The organism is Modestobacter sp. DSM 44400 (assembly GCF_900107175.1).
GTDB lineage: Bacteria > Actinomycetota > Actinomycetes > Mycobacteriales > Geodermatophilaceae > Modestobacter.
This window is the reverse complement of sequence record NZ_FNOZ01000004.1, coordinates 107,086-122,769: the sequence shown is the minus strand read 5'-3', so window position 1 is coordinate 122,769 and position 15,684 is coordinate 107,086. Positions and strand designations below refer to the sequence as shown.

Genomic DNA, 15,684 nt, shown 5'->3' with positions numbered 1-15,684 from the left:
CCAGGGTGGGTGGCATGGACCAGACCCACCTCGGCCGCAGCGGACTGTCGGTCTCCCGGCTCTGCCTCGGCACCATGAACTTCGGCCCGGAGACCTCCGAGGAGGACGCGCACGAGATCATGGACCGCGCCCACACCGAGGGTGTGAACTTCTTCGACACCGCCAACGTCTACGGTCAGTCGGCCGGCAAGGGCCGCACCGAGGAGATCCTCGGCACCTGGTTCGCCTCGGGCGGCGGACGCCGGGAGCGCACCGTGCTGGCCACCAAGGTCTACGGCTCGATGAGCGACTGGCCGAACGACACGTTCCTGTCCGCCCGCAACCTCGTCCGGTCCGCCGACGAGTCGCTGCGGCGGATGCAGACCGACTGGATCGACCTCTACCAGTTCCACCACGTCGACCTCGCCACCCCGTGGGACGAGATCTGGCAGGCCTGCGAGACGCTGGTCGCCCAGGGCAAGGTGCTCTACGTGGGCTCGTCCAACCACGCCGGTTGGCAGCTCGCCGCCGGCAGCGAGGCCGCCCGCGCCCGCCACTTCACCGGCCTGGTCAGCGAGCAGTCCATCTACAACTTGCTCACCCGGGACATCGAGCTGGAGGTTCTCCCGGCCGCGCAGCACTACGGCATCGGCATCATCCCGTGGAGCCCGCTGCAGGGCGGCCTGCTCGCCGGCGTGCTCGCGAAGCAGGATGGCAGCCGGCGGCACAACGAGCGCAACCAGAAGCGGGTGGCGGAGGTGCGCCCGCAGTTGCAGCGGTACGAGGACCTCTGTGCGGAGTGGGGGCTGGCGCCGGCCGACGTCGGGCTGGTCTGGCTGCTGCACCAGCCGGCGGTGACCGCGCCGATCATCGGTCCGCGCACGATGGCCCAGTTCGAGAGCTCGCTGGGCGCGGCCTCCCTGACCCTGACGACCGAGCAGCTCGACGCGCTCGACGACATCTTCCCGGGGAAGAAGCCGGCGCCGATGCAGTACGCCTGGTAGTTCGGCCCCCTTCAGGGTCCCGCCCCGAGCTTGCGAGGGGTGGGGAGAAGGGGGTCCTTCAACGGCCAGGCGGACACCCGGTCGTAGCGCGGGGCCGGTCCGAGGTGGCTGCGCCACAGCACGACCTCGCTGACCGGCCACGTCGGCCCCGCGGTGCCGGCGAGCCGGTCGCACAGGTCGCCGTCGGCCGGCTGCCCGGCCCGCCACCGGCCCAGCGTGAGGTGCGCGCGGAAGGGCCGGTCCTCCACGGACAGCCCGACGGTGCGGGCCGCTCCGGCCAGCCGGCCGGCCAGTGCGGTCAGTTCATCGACGTCTCCGGTCACGCCGGCCCAGCAGACGGCCGGACGGCGTCGCGACCCGAACCGGCCGCCGCCCGCCAGCTGCAGCGTCATCGGCGGGTCAGCGGCGACTGCCGGGGCCACGGCGGCGCACAACGGTCCGACGTCTGGGGCGGGCACGTCGCCCAGGAACAGCAGGGTGAGGTGCCACCGTTCCGGCGGCGTCCAGCGCGGCGCACCGGGCGCACCCCGCAGCGGCGCCAGCGCGGCGTCGAGGGCGGCGACGGCCGCCGGCGGCGGGTCGACGGCGAGGAACAGCCGGCCACCGGTGTCCGGCTCGCTCAGTCGGTCACCAGACCGGCCGACCGGAGCGCGGCGAGCAGCCGGATCCGCTCCACCTCGCGCCCGGCCAGGGGCACGTCGGCCAGGTGTTCGGGCACCTCCAGCGCGGCGGCGGCCTCGCACAGCACGTCGTCGTAAGCGGCGAGCAGGCCACGCCGGCGAGCCACCGGGGTGCCGCTGGGCACCATCGCGAGCTCACGGGCCAGCCGGCGCACGTCCGCGGCGACCAGTTCGAGCGGGCGGCGGGTCGGAACGGCCGGCCCGGCGTGCCGACGGCGGAGCGCATGCGGCCCGGACAGCCACCGGGTGAGCAGGCTCACCGCACCGAAGACGACGACCGGGACCGCCGTGATCACGGCCAGGCGCACCAGGGCGCCGTCCGGGGACACCGACCCGTTCAGGGGCACGGCCCCGACGCTAGCCCCGCGACCGGCCGGTTGCCAACGCCCCGCGGGGTCTCGTCCGCCAGCTCAGCGGGCGGGACCGCCGGCCACCTGCTCGCCGGGCACCTCGCCGTCGGCCTCCTCGGCCAGCCCGGCGACCCGCTCGGGCGGTGCCTGGGCCGGCACCGATCCCATCGCCGCCGCCACGTGCAGCTGCACGCTGGGCGGGACGACGTGCACCTCCACTCGCACCCCACGCCCGCGGGAGAGCACCGCACCGGCCCCCGCCGCGACCACGATGCAGACCAGCCCGCCCCCGATCAGGCCCCACGGCGCGCCGAACCGCTCGGACACCCAGCCGATCATCGGGGCGCCCACCGGCGTGCCGCCCATGAAGGCCATGAAGTACAGCGCCAGGATCCGCCCGCGCATCTGCGGCTCGACGCCCAGCTGGACGAAGCTGTTGCAGGCCACGCTGAACACCAGTGCCGCGGCGCCGGTGGGCACCAGCATGACGGCGAAGGCGTAGTAGTTGCCCATCAGCCCGCTGATCACCAGCAACACTCCGAAGACCACCGCCGAGACGATCAGGAACCGCTGCAAGGGGCGGGCGCTGCGCCGGGTGGACAGCAATGCGCCGGACAGCGAGCCGATCGCGTAACAGGTCGACAGCAGGCCGAAGGCCCCGGCGCCCAGCCCGAAGACCTCCCGGGCCATCAGGGCGATGGTGATCTGGGAGTTGAACCCGAAGGTGCCGATCGTGAAGGCCAGCAGCATCGCCAACTGCAGGTCCGGGTGCTGGCGGGTGTAGACCAGCGCGGCGCGCAGCTGCCCACCGGCCCGGGCCACCCGCGTGCTGGGCCGCAGCTCCCCGGCCCGCATGCCCAGCAGCGAGGCGATGGTGAAGCCGAAGCTGGCCGCGTTGACCAGGAAGGCCGGCGCGGTGCTGCCGCCCGAGACGGCGATGATCGCTCCGGCGACCGCCGGGCCGATCAGGCGCGCGGCGTTGAAGGCGGTGGAGTTCAGGCTGACCGCGTTGGCCAGGTACTCCGGACCGACCATCTCCGAGACGAAGGACTGCCGGGCCGGGGTGTCCAGCGAGGCCACCACGCCGAGCGCGGCCGCGAACACATAGACGTGCCACAGCGCGATGCCGTCGGTGGTGACCAGCAGCCCGAGGGCCAGCGCCAGCACGCCCATCACCACCTGGGTGAGGACCAGCACCCGGCGCTTGTCGTACCGGTCGGCCAGCACCCCGCCGTAGAAGCTGAACAGCAGCGTCGGCCCGAACTGCAGCGCCGTGGTGATGCCCAGCGCCACCCCGCTGTCGCCGGACAGCTGCAGCACCAGCCAGTCCTGGCCGATGCGCTGCATCCACGTGCCGACCTGGCTGATCAGGTTCGCCGACACGTACAGGCGGAAGTTGCGCACCCGGAGGGCACCGAACATCGCCGTCCGGTGCGGTGCGTCGGCGTCAGGCGTGTGCGTCACCCACCGGCGAGCTTCTCCATGATCGTCGCGGCCTCCCGCAGCACGGCCCGCTCCTCGGCGCTCAGCTCCTGCAGCTGGCCGGACAGCCACGCCTCGCGGGCCCGCACCTCCTCGCTGAGCAGCTCCTCGGCCGCCGGGGTGAGGTCGATGACCACCTGCCGCCCGTCGGTGGGGTGCGGTGTGCGGGTGACCAGACCCCGGGACTCCAGGGCCACGACGACGCGGGTCATCGAGGGCGGCTGGACGCGCTCGTGCGCCGCGAGCTCACCGGGGCTCATGGCGCCGTGCCGCTTGAGCGTCGACAGCGCCGCGAGGTGGGTCAGCGTGACGGTGGTGTCGACCCGCTGGTTGCGCAGCCGGCGGGAGAACCGCATGACGGCCAGCCGGAGGTCGTGGGCCAGCGCCGCGGTGTCCAGCGTCGTCCGAGCCACGGCGACCACTCTAACCGATACGAAGCATGCCTAAGGACTTTCCGGACGCCGTCAGAGCAGCTGTTGCAGCGGCTCGAGGGCGAAGTAGACGACGAAGACCACCGCCACCACCCACATCAGCGGATGGACCTCCCGGGCCCGCCCGACCGCCGCGCGGAGCAGCACGAAGGTGACCACCCCGGCGCCGATGCCGTTGGTGATCGAGTAGGTGAACGGCATCAGCGCAATGGTGAGGAAGGCGGGGATGACCAGCGACATGTCGCCCCACTCCAGGTCGCGGATCTGGCCGATCATCATCGCGCCGACGATGACCAGCACCGGCGCCGCTGCCTCCGACGGCACGACCTGGACCAGCGGGGTGAAGAACGTGGCGATCAGGAACAGCACACCGGTGACCACGCTGGCCAGCCCGGTGCGGGCGCCGTCGCCCACCCCGGCGGCGCTCTCGATGTAGGTCGTGTTCGACGAGATGCTGCTCGCTCCGCCCGCGGCGGCGGCCAGCGAGTCGACCAGCAGCACCGGCTGGGAGCGGGGCAGGTTGCGGTCCTCGTCGAGCAGGTTGCCCTCGGCGCCCACCGCGGTGATCGTGCCCACGGTGTCGAAGAAGTCGGCGATCATGATCGAGAAGATGATGAGGACGGCGGCGAGGACGCCGATCCGGGAGAAGCCGCCGAACAGCGAGAAGTGCCCGATCAGCGACAGGTCGGGGACGTCGAAGACCTGCCCCGGCCAGGTCGGCACCTGCAGCGCCCAGCCGTGCGCGTCGGCCTCCGCGCCGTCGGCGCCGATGCGGGGCCCGATGTCCGCGATGGCCTCCACGATGATGGCGAACACGGTCGTGACGACGATGCCGATGAGCAGCGCGCCCCGGACCTTGCGCACCACGAGCACGCTGGTGACCAGCAGGCCGACGACGAAGGTGAGCATCGGCCAGCCGGCGAGCTGGCCGGCCACACCGAACCCGATCAGCGGGGTGCCCGGGCGGATGATGCCGGCGTCGGCCAGCCCGATGATGGTCAGGAAGAAGCCGATGCCCACGGCGATCGCCGTCTTCAGCTGCGCCGGGATGGCGGTGAACACCGCCCGGCGGAAGCCGGTGAGCACCAGCACGGTGATGAGGAGCCCTTCCAGCACGACCAGGCCCATGATCTCGGGCCAGGTGAGCTGGGTGGCGGCGAAGACCGCGACGATCGCGTTGATGCCCAGCCCGGCCGCCAGGGCCAGGGGGTACCGCCCGACGATGCCCATCGCGATGGTCAGCACTCCGGCGACCAGCGCGGTCACCGCCGCGACCGAGGCGAAGGGCAGCGTGGCGCCGGTGATGTCGGCGCCGGACAGGATGATCGGGTTGAGCACCACGATGTAGGCCATCGTGAAGAACGTGGTGAGCCCGCCCCGCAGCTCGCGGCCCAGGGAGGAGCGGCGGGCGGTGACCTCGAAGTACCGGTCCAGACCGTTCTTGGGGCGCACCGTCGGGCCGGGGCTGCGCCGCGGCGGGGCGACGACCTCGTCCACGGTGCCCGCTGTCGGGGCCGCCGGCGCGCTCGGTGCGACCGCGGTGGAGCCGGTGCGCCCCCCCGGCTTGCGGCCGCTGGGACGGGACTTCTCGGGCATGGGTGGACCCCCGGAACGGCGGATGGGCGGTGCCGGCGTGCACTGAGCACGCCGGACCGACCGCGCAGACGGCTGTGAGCGGCGACAGCGTGCCACACGGTGGCGGGGTGCAGGGCCCGCCGGCGCCCGGCGGCGTCCTAAGGTCGGGGCGTGCCCGCGCCGTCCCGCCCGTCTCCCCCGCCGCTGCAGGTCGACACCGCCCGGGTGGTGCAGGCCGGCGTCGTGCTGTGGGCCCTCGCCCTGGGGGTACTGCTCGTCCTCGGCGACCGCGTCGACACGGTGTGGACCTGGACCTGCGTGGCCGCCATCGCCCTCGCCGGCCTGGGGCTGCTGATCATGCGTCGGCAGGGCCAGCGCTGACCGTCGCCTGATCCCGGGGTGTAGGCATAGGAAGCTTTACACCCGTTTTCGAGGTCAAAACTGGGTGTAGAGCTTCCTATGCCTGGGGGCGGGTCAGAGCACGTCGAAGTCGGCGGTGTCGTAGCGCGCGGAGGTCACGACCTCGGCCGGCGGCTCACCCGGGTTCTCCAGGCTGGCCTGGCTGTGCGCCCCGCAGCCGTAGTCGGCGGTCACGACGCGCCCGTCCGCCGGGGAGTAGACGTTGCTGCAGGCGCCCATGGACATCCGCAGGGAGCCGGCCAGCGGCAGGAAGAACCCGCAGGTCGCGCACGGGGCGGGGGCATGCCGGGCCATGGCCGAGGCCGGCCCGAAGTCGCCGTCCCGCCACCGCTCGACCGCCTCGGCGCGGCCCTCGACCGACAGCACCCGCTCGCGCCCGATGCCGATCTCCTGGGCGACCACCCGGCCGGCCGGGTCGTCGGCGGAGTCGTCGTCGGCCAGGTAGGCCGGCACCAGCCGCGGGTCGTCCTCGGTGGCGGGGAGGACATCGCCCACCGACAGGTCGCCGGGGCGCAGCCGCTCGTGCCAGGGCACCCAGGACGGGGCCAGCAGCGCCTGCTCGCCGGGCAGCAGCACGACCTCGTCGACGGTGACGGTGTCCTCGCCGGGTACCCGGGCGACGGTGACCGCCCAGTGCCAACCGACGTAGCCCGGCAGCGCGGCGGCGAAGGAGTGCGTGGCCACCGCGCCGAACTGCTCGGCCGGAAGCGCCGCCGCGAACCCGAAGTCGTCGGCCAGCGGCTCGGCGGTCACCCCCTGGTGGTCCCCCACCCCGGCCGGCTCCCCGGCCACGTCGACGGCGGCGGCGCGGGCCAGTTCGACGGCCGCAGCCAGGACGTCGTCCGGGGTGGAGCCGTGCGCAGCAGCGTGCAGGGAGTCGGACACGCACTCCAGTGTCCCGGATGACCCCGCCGGCGCGCCCACCCCCGTCCCGGCGGTGCGGCACGATGGGCCGGTGAGCCCGTCCACAGGTCCGCGCGGACGGCGGCGGCCCCGCCTCTCCCGCCGGTCCCCGGGCGCCCCCGCGGCCGGGACGGAGACCCGGCCGCTGGGGGTCCGGCGGCCCCGGACCCGGCCGCTGCCGGTCGCCGGCGCCCAACCGCCCGGCGACGACAGCCCGAGGCTCGCCGGGGTGCCGACCGTCCCGCCCTTGGTGCCCGCAGATCCGGTGCCGCCCGCTGTCACCGCCGTGAGTGCGAGACCCCGCACGCCCACCGTCACCCGGGTCGCGGCCGCCCGCACCCGGGAGCTCACCAGCGCCGCCGTCCGCCGGGTGCGGGCGGCCAGCCGGGCGGACGGCGCCGGCGGGAGCGGGCTGTCCGGGCTGGTATGGGTCAATGCTCTGCACACGGCCGGGGACGCGATGATCGCCGTGTCGCTCGCCGGCACGCTCTTCTTCGCCGCCCCCGCCGACGCCCAACGCGGCAACGTCGCCCTGTACCTGCTGGTCACCATGGCGCCGTTCGCCGTGCTCGCGCCGGTGATCGGCCCGGCGCTGGACCGGCTGCAGCGCGGCCGGCGGTGGGCGCTGGCCGCGAGCCTGGCCGGGCGGGCGCTGCTGGCGGTGCTCATGGCCGTCCACTTCGACGATCTGGCGCTGTACCCGGCGGCGCTCGGCGTCCCGGTGCTGTCCAAGGGGTTCAGCGTGCTCCGCGCCGCGGTGGTTCCGCGCGTGCTGCCCCGGGCGCTGTCGCTCACCTCGGCCAACGCCCGGCTGTCGGTGTTCGGCCTGGCCGCCGGCGCGGTGCTGGGCGCGCTGGGCGCCGGCCTCGCAGCGGTGCTCGGGTTCGAATGGGAGCTCGGCGCCGCCGCCACCCTGTTCGCCACCGCGACCGTGCTCGCCGTCCGGCTGCCCGCGCACGTCGACGTCTCGGTGGGCGAGGCGCCGGCCGACGTCTTCACCACCGCCGAGATCCCGACGGTAGGCCGTCGCCGACGGCCGGCCGGCCCGCACGTTGCCACCGCGTTGCGGGCGACCGCGGCGCTGCGTGGGCTCAGCGGTTTCCTGACCATCTTCTCCGCGTTCCTGGTGCAGGCCACCGTCGCCGACGGCTGGGAGGCGACCGCGGCGCTCGGGGGAATCGCCGCAGCGGCCGGCGTGGGCAGCTTCGGCGGCACCGCCGTCGGTTCGCGGCTGCAGTCGGTCAGCCCCGACACCGTCGTGCTGGTGTCGGCCGGCGGTGCCGCCGTGGTGACCGTCGCGGCGGCGGCGCTCTACAGCTTCCCGATGGCCGCCGTGGTCGCCGGGGTGTCGGCAGTGGCCAACGCGCTGGGCAAGATCTCGCTGGATGCGATCATCCAGCGAGAGGTGTCCGATTTGCTGCGGGCATCTGCGTTCGCCCGCTCCGAGACGGCGCTCCAGCTGGCCTGGGTCGTCGGCGGTGTGCTGGGCATCGCCCTGCCGACCATCGGCTGGCTGGGGTTCACCGTGGCGGCGGCGCTGCTGGTGCTCGCCGTGGGCGTGACCCTGGCGGGCCGGCACCGCGCCGCCGCGGCGGCGGACCGGCGGGCACGCGAGGAGGAAGAGGGGTGGGCGTGACCGGGACCGGACGCGGGCTGGCCGGGGTCGTGCTGCTGGGCGGCCTCGTCGCACTCGGCGGCTGCGGCTCCGGGGACGACGCGGAGGCCGGCGCGCCGACGGTGACCGTCCAGGTGGGCGACCAGACCGTGGACGTCGACCCGACGCAGTACTGCCTGAACGGCGACGGGCAGCGCTACGACACCACTCCGCCGATCCTCGAGGCCCCGCCGGACAGCCCGATCACCCTCACCGTGTCCGACGCGGTGGCCGCGGCGGGCTGGGCCGTGCAGGTGTTCGACGACAAGCTGAAGGAGCGGATCGGCGAGGTCGAGGTCGACCCGGACACCACGGCGTTCGACGGGGTCAACACCTCCGACGTCGCCCCATCGGCCTTCTACCTGGTCGTCGTCCAGGACAGCGACGCCGACGCGTGCAACGGCCTGGCCGGGGCATGGCCGGTGGGCTTCATCCGGGCCGGGGGCGGGACTCCCACGGGCACCAGCCCGTAGGCCCCGTCCCGGGTCCGCCCCGAGCCTGCGAGGGGTGGGCAGGACGGCGGCCTCCCTGCAGGGTCCCGCCGCGAGCCTGCGAGCGGTGGCGGGCAGGCGGCCTCCCTGCAGGGTCCCGCCGCGAGCCTGCGAGCGGTGGGGGGCAGGGAGGTCCTTTCTCAACCCTCCAGGTCGGCGGCGACGGCGCGCAGCACCGAGCCGACCTTGCGGGCCATCTGCTTGTCGGGGTGCCGGCCGTGGCGCAGACCCTCGGAGACGCCGTCCAGCAGCTTGATCAGGTCCTCGATGATCGGCACCAGGTCGTCGGGCTTCTTGCGGGTGGCGGCGACCGCCGAGGGCAGCGGGTCCAGCACCTGCACCTGCAGCGCCTGGTCACCGCGACGGCCCTGGACGATGCCGAACTCCACCCGCTGACCCGGCTTCAGCTCGGCGGTCCCGGCCGGCAGGGCGTCCCTGTGCACGAACACGTCAGGGCCGCCGTCGTGGGCGAGGAAGCCGAAGCCCTTCTCCGCGTTGAACCACTTCACCTTGCCGCTGGGCACGTTGATCCCTCGGTCGCACTCGTCGTCCACCCCCGGACCGGGGTGGCCCGAGACGGCGGCGACCCGGGGAACCCCCGCAGTCGCCGCACTCCCCAGGTTAGTCGGCACGACCGCTGCCGGGCCTGGGCTTCACCGCGGACACCTACGCTGACGCGGTGTCCTCCCCGGCGGGCCCGCCCGCGCACCCGCCGCACCCGGACTACCGGTTCAGTCTGGCCAACGAGCGCACCCTGCTGGCGTGGCTGCGCACCGCGCTGGCCCTGGTCGCCGGTGGGGTGGCGATGACCCAGTTCGTCCCCGATCTCGGGATCCCGGGCGGTGGACCGGTCGTCTCGGTGGGCCTGTTGCTGGGCGGGCTGGTCACCGCACTGGCCGGCCACCGCCGCTACGTGCGCAACGAGCGGGCCATCGTCGCGGACCAGCCGCTGCCGGTCAGCGCCGCCGCGGCCTGGGTGACCGGGCTGGTCGCCGTCCTGGTGCTGGCGCTGCTGGTGCTGGTCGTGGCCGAGGTGTTGCGCGGATGAGCGCGCCGCGGGGCGGCGGGGAGACCCAGCCGGCCCGTACCGCGCTGGCCTGGCAACGCACCGGGCTGGGCGTGCTGCTGGTCGCCGGGCTGCTGGCGCGGCTCGCCGCCGCACAGGGCGAACTGGTGCTCGTCGTCCCGACGGTCGTGGTCGCCGGCGCCGGCCTCACCGTGCTGGGCGTGCTCACCCCGCGCCGGCGGCGCTCCAGCCAGCGGGCGGCGACGACCGGCGGCCCGGGGCACGCGCCGCGCACCGCCGCGATGGGCACCGGCCTGGTCGTGCTGGCCGCCGTGTGTGCCCTCGGCGCCGACCTGCTGGCGCGGCTGGGCTGAGATCCACCCGGACGCCGGGACGTTGGTGCCGGGCCACACGCCGGTGCACGATGCCCCCATGATCCGCAGCGCTGCGTCCTCGCTGCTGACCCCGCTCGCCGCCGCCGTCCGGCTGGTGCCCTCGCTCGTGGCCGGGTTGATCGTGGTCTACGCCGCCTTCACGTTCTTCGCGGCCAACCCCACGAACCCGCTGGTCGAGTTCACCTCGGGGGTGCGCGACTCGCTGGGCTGGTTCACCAAGGACCTGTTCACCCCTGCGGACCCGAAGATCGCCGAGACGATCAACGCGGTGCTCGCCGCGGTGGTCTGTGTGCTGGTCGGCAACCTGCTGTCCAAGGCGATCACGACGCTCGCCCCGGGCTGCGCCAGGGCGAAGATCTGACCCTCAGGCGAAGCGGTGCGCGGCCGCCGATTGCAGCCCCAGCTCTCCGACGGCGACCTCGCGCATCTCGATCTTGCGCACCTTGCCGGTGACCGTCATCGGGAAGGCCTCGACGACCTTGACGTAACGCGGGACCTTGTAGTGCGCCAGCTTGCCTGCGCACCAGGTGCGCAACGACTCGGCGGTCATCGGCTCGGCGCCCTCACGCAGCCGGACCCAGGCCATCAGCTCCTCACCGTACCGCTCGTCGGGGACGCCGATCACCTGCGCGTCGACGACGTCGGGGTGGGTGTAGAGGAACTCCTCGATCTCCCGCGGGTAGAGGTTCTCCCCGCCGCGGATGACCATGTCCTTGATCCGCCCGACGATGTTGAGGTAGCCCTCCTCGTCCATCACCGCCAGGTCGCCGGTGTGCATCCAGCGCGCGGCGTCGAGCACCTCGGCGGTCTTCTCCGGTTCCTGCCAGTAGCCCAGCATCACCGAGTAGCCGCGGGTGCAGAACTCACCGGTCTCTCCCCGCGGAACTGTCAGGCCGGTGCCGGGATCGACGACCTTCACTTCCAGGTGCGGGTGCACCCGACCGACCGTGGCGGTGCGGCGATCAAGGTCGTCGTCCGCGCCGGTCTGGGTGGACACCGGCGAGGTCTCGGTCATGCCGTAGCAGATGGCCACCTCCGCCATGCCCATCTCGTCGACCACCCGCTTCATCACTTCCACCGGGCACGATGAGCCGGCCATGATCCCGGTGCGCAGGCTGGACAGGTCGTAGGAGGCGAAGTCGGGCAGCGCGAGTTCGGCGATGAACATCGTCGGGACGCCGTAGAGCGACGTGCACCGCTCCTCCTGCACCGCCCGCAGGGTCGCGACCGGGTCGAAGGCCGGGGCCGGGATGACCATCGTCGCGCCGTGCGAGGTGCAGCCGATGTTGCCCATGCCCATGCCGAAGCAGTGGTAGAAGGGCACCGGGATGCACACCCGGTCGGCCTCGGTGTAGCCGCAGCCCTCGCCCACGAAGAACCCGTTGTTGAGCAAATTGTGGTGGGTGAGCGTGGCGCCCTTGGGGAAACCCGTCGTCCCTGACGTGTACTGGATGTTGATCGGGTCGTCGGCCGACAGCTGGGTCTCCCGCTCGGCCAGCCGGGCCCGGTCGCCGGCGCGGCCGGTCTCCAACAGCTGCTGCCACTCCGGCTCGCCGAGGTAGACCACCGTGCGCAGCTCGGGGCACTCGCCGCGCACCTCGTCGACCATCGCCCGGTAGTCGCTGGTCCGGTGAGCCGGGGCGGCCACGAGCAGCGAGATGCCGGCCTGACGCAGCACGAACCCGAGTTCGTGTGTGCGGTAGGCGGGGTTGATGTTGACCATCACCGCGCCGAGCTTCGCCGTCCCGTACTGGACGAAGACCCACTCGGCGCAGTTCGGTGCCCAGATGCCGACCCGGTCGCCCTTGCCGACACCGAGCGCATCGAGGCCCAGCGCGCATGCGTCGACCTCGGCGACCAGCTCGGGATAGCTCCAGCGGCGGCCGGTGGAGCACTCGACCAGCGCCTCGTGGTCGCCCACCCGCGCCGCCGTCCGGTCGAGATTCGCCCCGATCGTGTCGCCGAGCAGCGGCACGGTGGAGGTTCCGCTGCTGTAGGACGGCAGCGCGGGGGCCTTGCTCATTGCTCGACTCCGCCCTCGTTCCGCTCCTCGGTTGCTGGCGCTCCCTGCGATGTTCGCGAGGGCGTCGTCTTCGCGCTCACGCGCCCTCGCCCGCCATCAGGCCGGCCCGGTTGGGCTTGTCGGTCGGGTGGGCGTAGCGCAGCTTGTCCGGCGGGAGCGGAAAGGCGTGATCCTCGCCGAACGGCGAGGGCCCACCGGCCATCTCGCTGACCAGTTCGGTCAGCGGCGGGCCGCCACCCTCGGACTCGCCCCAGGTGGGCTCGACCAGGTGAGCGTGCTTGTCCTTGCGCTTTGCCATGTCGCCTCCAGTTGCCGCGCGCTGCCCGGTCCGCCGGGGCGCATCGGCGTCCATCTTCCCGTGCAGTCCACCAGGCACGCGCGATGTCCACCAGACCGTGTCGTCCGCGAGTTGCGGTCAGCGCTTCCGACCGGCCGTCCGGGCCCCGAAGACGGTGCCGGCGCCGTCGGCGGTGAGCACCCACTCCCGGGCCGAGACCGGGGCGTAGGAGACGGTGGCCTCGGCCAGCCGCTGTACCGCGCGGGTCCGCCAGACGGCGGTGGACAGGAGCTGCACACGCAGCGGCACGTCGCTCAGCTCGTCGAAGCCGAGCGGCTCGATCGCCAGCGCGGCCGCGCCGGCCACCCGCAGCCGGCCGAGCCGCCAGGAGGTGCCCGACAGCGCCGCGGTCCAGCGGCGGGCGCGCAGCAGCGAGCCCAGCCCGACGACGGCGGCGGCCAGGCCGCCGAAGACCAGGGCGACCACCGCGAGCCCGACGCCGGGGAGCGGCTCTCCACTATCCCGGGCGATCCGGACGGCGGCCACGGTCAGCAGCGCCCCGAGGACGACGGCGACCACCCCGCCCCCGAGCCAGCGCAGCGCACCCACCCGGAGCGCGGCCAGCGCGGCGCGGGTCTGCGGGTCGTCGAGGGCGGGCACGGGGGAATGGTCGCAGAGAAGTGAGTGCGCGCCTTCCCGCCTCAGCAGCGCCCTCGCAGCGCGGCGACGTAACGTGGACCGGATGCCTGCCGACCCGCCCGCCACGCTGGCCGCCTGGCTGCGCACCCGCTCCGACGAGCAGTTGGGCGCGCTGCTGGTCGCCCGCCCCGACGTCGCCCGTCCCGCACCGTCGGACGTCGTCGCGCTGGCCACCCGCCTGGCGGTTCCGGTGTCGGTCGACCGCGCGCTCGACGAACTGGACGCCGCCACCCTCCAGGTGCTCGACGTCGTCCTGCTCGCCCCCACCGACGGCGTGGCCCGCGCCGACCTGCCCGCGCTGCTCCCGGGCGTGCCCGCCGGTGTCCTGGACGCCGCGGTCGAGGCGCTGACCACCCGCGCGCTGCTGTGGGGCGATGACGAGCTGCACGCCCCTGACCAGGTGCGTCGGTCGGTCCGTTACCCGGCGGGGCTCGGCCGCCGGGCGGTCGACCTGCGGATCACGCTCCCCCGCGACCTGCCCGCCGCCCTCGACGGGCTGGACACCGAGGAGCGCACGGTCCTCGAGCGGTTGGCCGGCGACCGGCCGCTCGGTCACCTGCCCGACACCGGCAACGGCCCGCTCACCCCGGCCCGCCGGCTGCTGCAGCGCGGCCTGCTGACCCGCATCGACGCGGTCAACGTCGAGCTCCCCCGCGAGATCGGCCTGGCCCTGCGCGGCGATCAGCCCTACGGGCCCCCGCGGCTGCGCCCGGACGCCGAGGTCAGCCGGCGGGACCGGGCGACGGTCGACCAGCAGGCGGCCGGCGCGGCGCTGGAGGTGCTGGGCCGGGTGGCCGACGTCCTCACCGCGCTGGAGGAAGAGCCGGCCGGCCTGCTGCGCAGCGGCGGGCTCGGCGTCCGCGACCAGAAGCGGCTGGCCCGCGACCTCAAGGTGAGCGAGGCAGACATCGCCTTTCTGGCGGAGCTGGCGCACTGCGCCGGCCTGCTGGACGTCGGCGGTGCGCATCGCGACGAGTGGCTGCCCACCCGCGAGTACGACGCCTGGCGCGAGCAGGACCTCCCCGACCGGTGGGCGGTGCTGGCCGAGTGCTGGCTGACCAGCGTCCGGCTCATCTCGCTGGTGGGCCAGCGCGACATCGCCGGCAAGGCGGTCAACGTGCTCTCCCCCGACGTCGTGCGGCAGAGCGCCCCGGCGCTGCGCGGCTCGGCCCTGGCGGTGCTGGCCGAGTACCCGGTCGGCACCGGGTTGCGCGCCGACGAGCTCGTCGCGCTGCTGCGCTGGCGCACCCCGCGGCGGGCCGACCGGCTGGCGCCGGTGCCGGCGCTGCTGGCGGAGGCCGAACGGCTGGGCATCGTCGTCCAGGGCGTGCTGGGCAGCGGCGGCCGCGGGCTGCTGCGCAGCGGTGCGGACGGCGCCGCGATGAGCATGCGCGACCTGCTGCCCGCCCCGGTCGACCACGTGCTCGCCCAACCCGACCTGTCGCTGATCGCCCCCGGCCCGCTCGTCGCCGAGTTGGCCGGCTCGCTGGCCGTGCTGGCCGATGTCGAGTCCTCCGGCGGGGCCACGGTCTACCGGGTGACCGACGGCAGCATCCGCCGCGCGCTGGACAACGGCTGGTCGGCCACCGACCTGCACGACTTCTTCACCCGCGCCTCCCGCACCCCGGTGCCACAGGCGCTGGACTACCTCGTCGACGACGTCGCTCGTCAGCACGGTCGGCTCCGGGTGGGTGCGATCGAGTGCTACGTCCGCTCCGACGACCACGGGCTGCTCTCCCAGGTGGTCAACGACCGGCGCACCGCCCACGCGGAGCTGCGCCGGCTGGCTCCGGGCGTGCTCGTCAGCGGCCTGCCGGCCGACGAGGTGCTCAGCGTGCTGCGGTCGGCCGGGTACGCCCCGGCCGGTGAGTCCGCGGGGGGCGCCGTCCTCACCCGTCCTCCGGCCCGGCCCCGGGCGGTGGGCCGCCGGCCGGGCGCGGCGCCGGTGTCCGGGCCGCGCCCGCTGGCCCGGGACGACGTCGCAGCGACCGTCCGGGAGATCCGGGCCGGCGACGCGGCGCTGGCCGCGCGCCGCACCGACCCGGTGCGCCAGGTCCCCGGGGTCACCACCGCCAACACCCTGGAGCTGCTCACCCGCGCCGTCCGCGACGGGTTGCCGATCTGGCTGGGCTACGTCGACGCCCAGGGCAGCGGGAGCCAGCGGATCGTGCAGCCGGTGTCGCTGATGGGCGGCTTCCTGCAGGGGTTCGACGAGGGCCGCGGGGAGAGCCGCACCTTCGCCGTTCACCGCATCACCTCGGTCGCCGTCGTCGAGGACGACGAACCGGGACGCGCCGCGAGCTCCTGAACACCCC

18 protein-coding genes are annotated in these 15,684 nt (G+C 74.2%); 8 read left to right on the top strand and 10 right to left on the bottom strand.

What is annotated here, in order from left to right; all coding sequences use genetic code 11:
- Window positions 1-14: 14 nt before the first annotated feature.
- Window positions 15-983 carry an aldo/keto reductase gene (locus BLW04_RS04855; RefSeq protein ID WP_091537643.1) on the top strand — a complete coding sequence of 323 codons (969 nt, stop codon included), beginning with the start codon at window positions 15-17 and terminating at the stop codon, window positions 981-983.
- An 11-nt stretch (window positions 984-994) separates the two neighbouring features.
- Here BLW04_RS04855 and thpR read toward each other — a convergent pair whose 3' ends face one another.
- The 5 genes from thpR to BLW04_RS04835 form a co-directional block, all read right to left on the bottom strand.
- Window positions 995-1,579: an RNA 2',3'-cyclic phosphodiesterase gene (gene thpR / locus BLW04_RS04850; protein ID WP_256375464.1), complete on the bottom strand. Its 585-nt coding sequence runs from the start codon at window positions 1,577-1,579 to the stop codon at window positions 995-997.
- Between the two features lie 23 nt (window positions 1,580-1,602).
- Window positions 1,603-2,010, bottom strand: coding sequence for a hypothetical protein (locus tag BLW04_RS25690; RefSeq protein ID WP_139306731.1), 408 nt, complete (start codon window positions 2,008-2,010; stop codon window positions 1,603-1,605).
- Between the two features lie 63 nt (window positions 2,011-2,073).
- On the bottom strand, window positions 2,074-3,477 hold the full coding sequence (locus tag BLW04_RS04845; protein WP_254781060.1) for an MFS transporter: 1,404 nt from the start codon (window positions 3,475-3,477) through the stop codon (window positions 2,074-2,076).
- On the bottom strand, window positions 3,474-3,908 hold the full coding sequence (locus BLW04_RS04840; RefSeq protein ID WP_091537697.1) for a MarR family winged helix-turn-helix transcriptional regulator: 435 nt from the start codon (window positions 3,906-3,908) through the stop codon (window positions 3,474-3,476). The genes BLW04_RS04845 and BLW04_RS04840 overlap by 4 nt, the downstream gene beginning before the upstream one ends.
- A 51-nt stretch (window positions 3,909-3,959) precedes the next feature.
- Window positions 3,960-5,522, bottom strand: a complete 1,563-nt coding sequence (locus tag BLW04_RS04835; RefSeq protein ID WP_091537642.1) for an NCS2 family permease — start codon at window positions 5,520-5,522, stop codon at window positions 3,960-3,962.
- A gap of 150 nt (window positions 5,523-5,672) precedes the next feature.
- Here BLW04_RS04835 and BLW04_RS04830 point away from each other — a divergent pair, with 150 nt between their 5' ends.
- On the top strand, window positions 5,673-5,882 hold the full coding sequence (locus BLW04_RS04830) for a DUF2530 domain-containing protein (RefSeq protein WP_091537641.1): 210 nt from the start codon (window positions 5,673-5,675) through the stop codon (window positions 5,880-5,882).
- A 93-nt stretch (window positions 5,883-5,975) separates the two neighbouring features.
- Here the strand turns inward: BLW04_RS04830 and BLW04_RS04825 are convergent, their stop codons facing one another.
- A complete protein-coding gene (locus tag BLW04_RS04825) occupies window positions 5,976-6,806 on the bottom strand; it encodes a DUF3027 domain-containing protein (protein WP_091537640.1) in 831 nt (276 codons plus the stop codon).
- A gap of 304 nt (window positions 6,807-7,110) precedes the next feature.
- Between BLW04_RS04825 and BLW04_RS04820 the strand changes: the two genes are divergently transcribed.
- The gene (locus BLW04_RS04820; RefSeq protein ID WP_254781059.1) at window positions 7,111-8,460 is read left to right on the top strand and encodes an MFS transporter; all 1,350 of its coding nucleotides are present in this window, start codon (window positions 7,111-7,113) and stop codon (window positions 8,458-8,460) included.
- On the top strand, window positions 8,457-8,951 hold the full coding sequence (locus BLW04_RS04815) for a DUF2771 family protein (protein WP_254781058.1): 495 nt from the start codon (window positions 8,457-8,459) through the stop codon (window positions 8,949-8,951). The genes BLW04_RS04820 and BLW04_RS04815 overlap by 4 nt, the downstream gene beginning before the upstream one ends.
- A 158-nt stretch (window positions 8,952-9,109) precedes the next feature.
- Here BLW04_RS04815 and BLW04_RS29460 read toward each other — a convergent pair whose 3' ends face one another.
- Complete coding sequence (locus tag BLW04_RS29460; RefSeq protein ID WP_371327770.1) at window positions 9,110-9,601, bottom strand: cold-shock protein; 492 nt, start codon at window positions 9,599-9,601, stop codon at window positions 9,110-9,112.
- A 47-nt stretch (window positions 9,602-9,648) separates the two neighbouring features.
- Between BLW04_RS29460 and BLW04_RS04805 the strand changes: the two genes are divergently transcribed.
- Genes BLW04_RS04805 through BLW04_RS04795 form a run of 3 tightly spaced genes read left to right on the top strand, consistent with a single transcriptional unit; the run spans window position 9,649 to window position 10,731 of the window.
- Window positions 9,649-10,017 (top strand): YidH family protein, encoded by a 369-nt coding sequence (locus BLW04_RS04805; protein WP_091537638.1) that lies wholly within the window; start codon window positions 9,649-9,651, stop codon window positions 10,015-10,017.
- Window positions 10,014-10,349 carry a hypothetical protein gene (locus BLW04_RS04800; protein WP_091537637.1) on the top strand — a complete coding sequence of 112 codons (336 nt, stop codon included), beginning with the start codon at window positions 10,014-10,016 and terminating at the stop codon, window positions 10,347-10,349. Before BLW04_RS04805 ends, BLW04_RS04800 begins: the two co-directional genes overlap by 4 nt.
- A gap of 58 nt (window positions 10,350-10,407) precedes the next feature.
- Window positions 10,408-10,731, top strand: a complete 324-nt coding sequence (locus tag BLW04_RS04795) for a hypothetical protein (RefSeq protein ID WP_139306730.1) — start codon at window positions 10,408-10,410, stop codon at window positions 10,729-10,731.
- Between the two features lie 3 nt (window positions 10,732-10,734).
- On the opposite strand, the gene BLW04_RS04790 is transcribed toward BLW04_RS04795, so the two are convergent.
- The 3 genes from BLW04_RS04790 to BLW04_RS04780 form a co-directional block, all read right to left on the bottom strand.
- Window positions 10,735-12,393: an AMP-binding protein gene (locus BLW04_RS04790; RefSeq protein ID WP_091537635.1), complete on the bottom strand. Its 1,659-nt coding sequence runs from the start codon at window positions 12,391-12,393 to the stop codon at window positions 10,735-10,737.
- Between the two features lie 76 nt (window positions 12,394-12,469).
- A complete protein-coding gene (locus BLW04_RS04785; protein WP_091537634.1) occupies window positions 12,470-12,691 on the bottom strand; it encodes a hypothetical protein in 222 nt (73 codons plus the stop codon).
- Between the two features lie 117 nt (window positions 12,692-12,808).
- Window positions 12,809-13,330 carry a hypothetical protein gene (locus BLW04_RS04780; protein WP_091537633.1) on the bottom strand — a complete coding sequence of 174 codons (522 nt, stop codon included), beginning with the start codon at window positions 13,328-13,330 and terminating at the stop codon, window positions 12,809-12,811.
- Between the two features lie 82 nt (window positions 13,331-13,412).
- Here BLW04_RS04780 and BLW04_RS04775 point away from each other — a divergent pair, with 82 nt between their 5' ends.
- Window positions 13,413-15,677 (top strand): helicase C-terminal domain-containing protein, encoded by a 2,265-nt coding sequence (locus tag BLW04_RS04775; RefSeq protein ID WP_091537694.1) that lies wholly within the window; start codon window positions 13,413-13,415, stop codon window positions 15,675-15,677.
- The last annotated feature ends 7 nt before the right edge of the window (window positions 15,678-15,684 follow it).

Bases quoted from the DNA above. Each gene is read 5' to 3' on its own strand.
- BLW04_RS04855 (WP_091537643.1), top strand. From the start codon at position 15: ATGGACCAGACCCACCTCGGCCGCAGCGGACTGTCGGTCTCCCGGCTC.
- BLW04_RS04795 (WP_139306730.1), top strand. From the start codon at position 10,408: ATGATCCGCAGCGCTGCGTCCTCGCTGCTGACCCCGCTCGCCGCCGCC.
- BLW04_RS04835 (WP_091537642.1), bottom strand. From the start codon at position 5,522: ATGCCCGAGAAGTCCCGTCCCAGCGGCCGCAAGCCGGGGGGGCGCACC.
- BLW04_RS04790 (WP_091537635.1), bottom strand. From the start codon at position 12,393: ATGAGCAAGGCCCCCGCGCTGCCGTCCTACAGCAGCGGAACCTCCACC.
- BLW04_RS04800 (WP_091537637.1), top strand. From the start codon at position 10,014: ATGAGCGCGCCGCGGGGCGGCGGGGAGACCCAGCCGGCCCGTACCGCG.
- BLW04_RS04775 (WP_091537694.1), top strand. From the start codon at position 13,413: ATGCCTGCCGACCCGCCCGCCACGCTGGCCGCCTGGCTGCGCACCCGC.
- BLW04_RS04785 (WP_091537634.1), bottom strand. From the start codon at position 12,691: ATGGCAAAGCGCAAGGACAAGCACGCTCACCTGGTCGAGCCCACCTGG.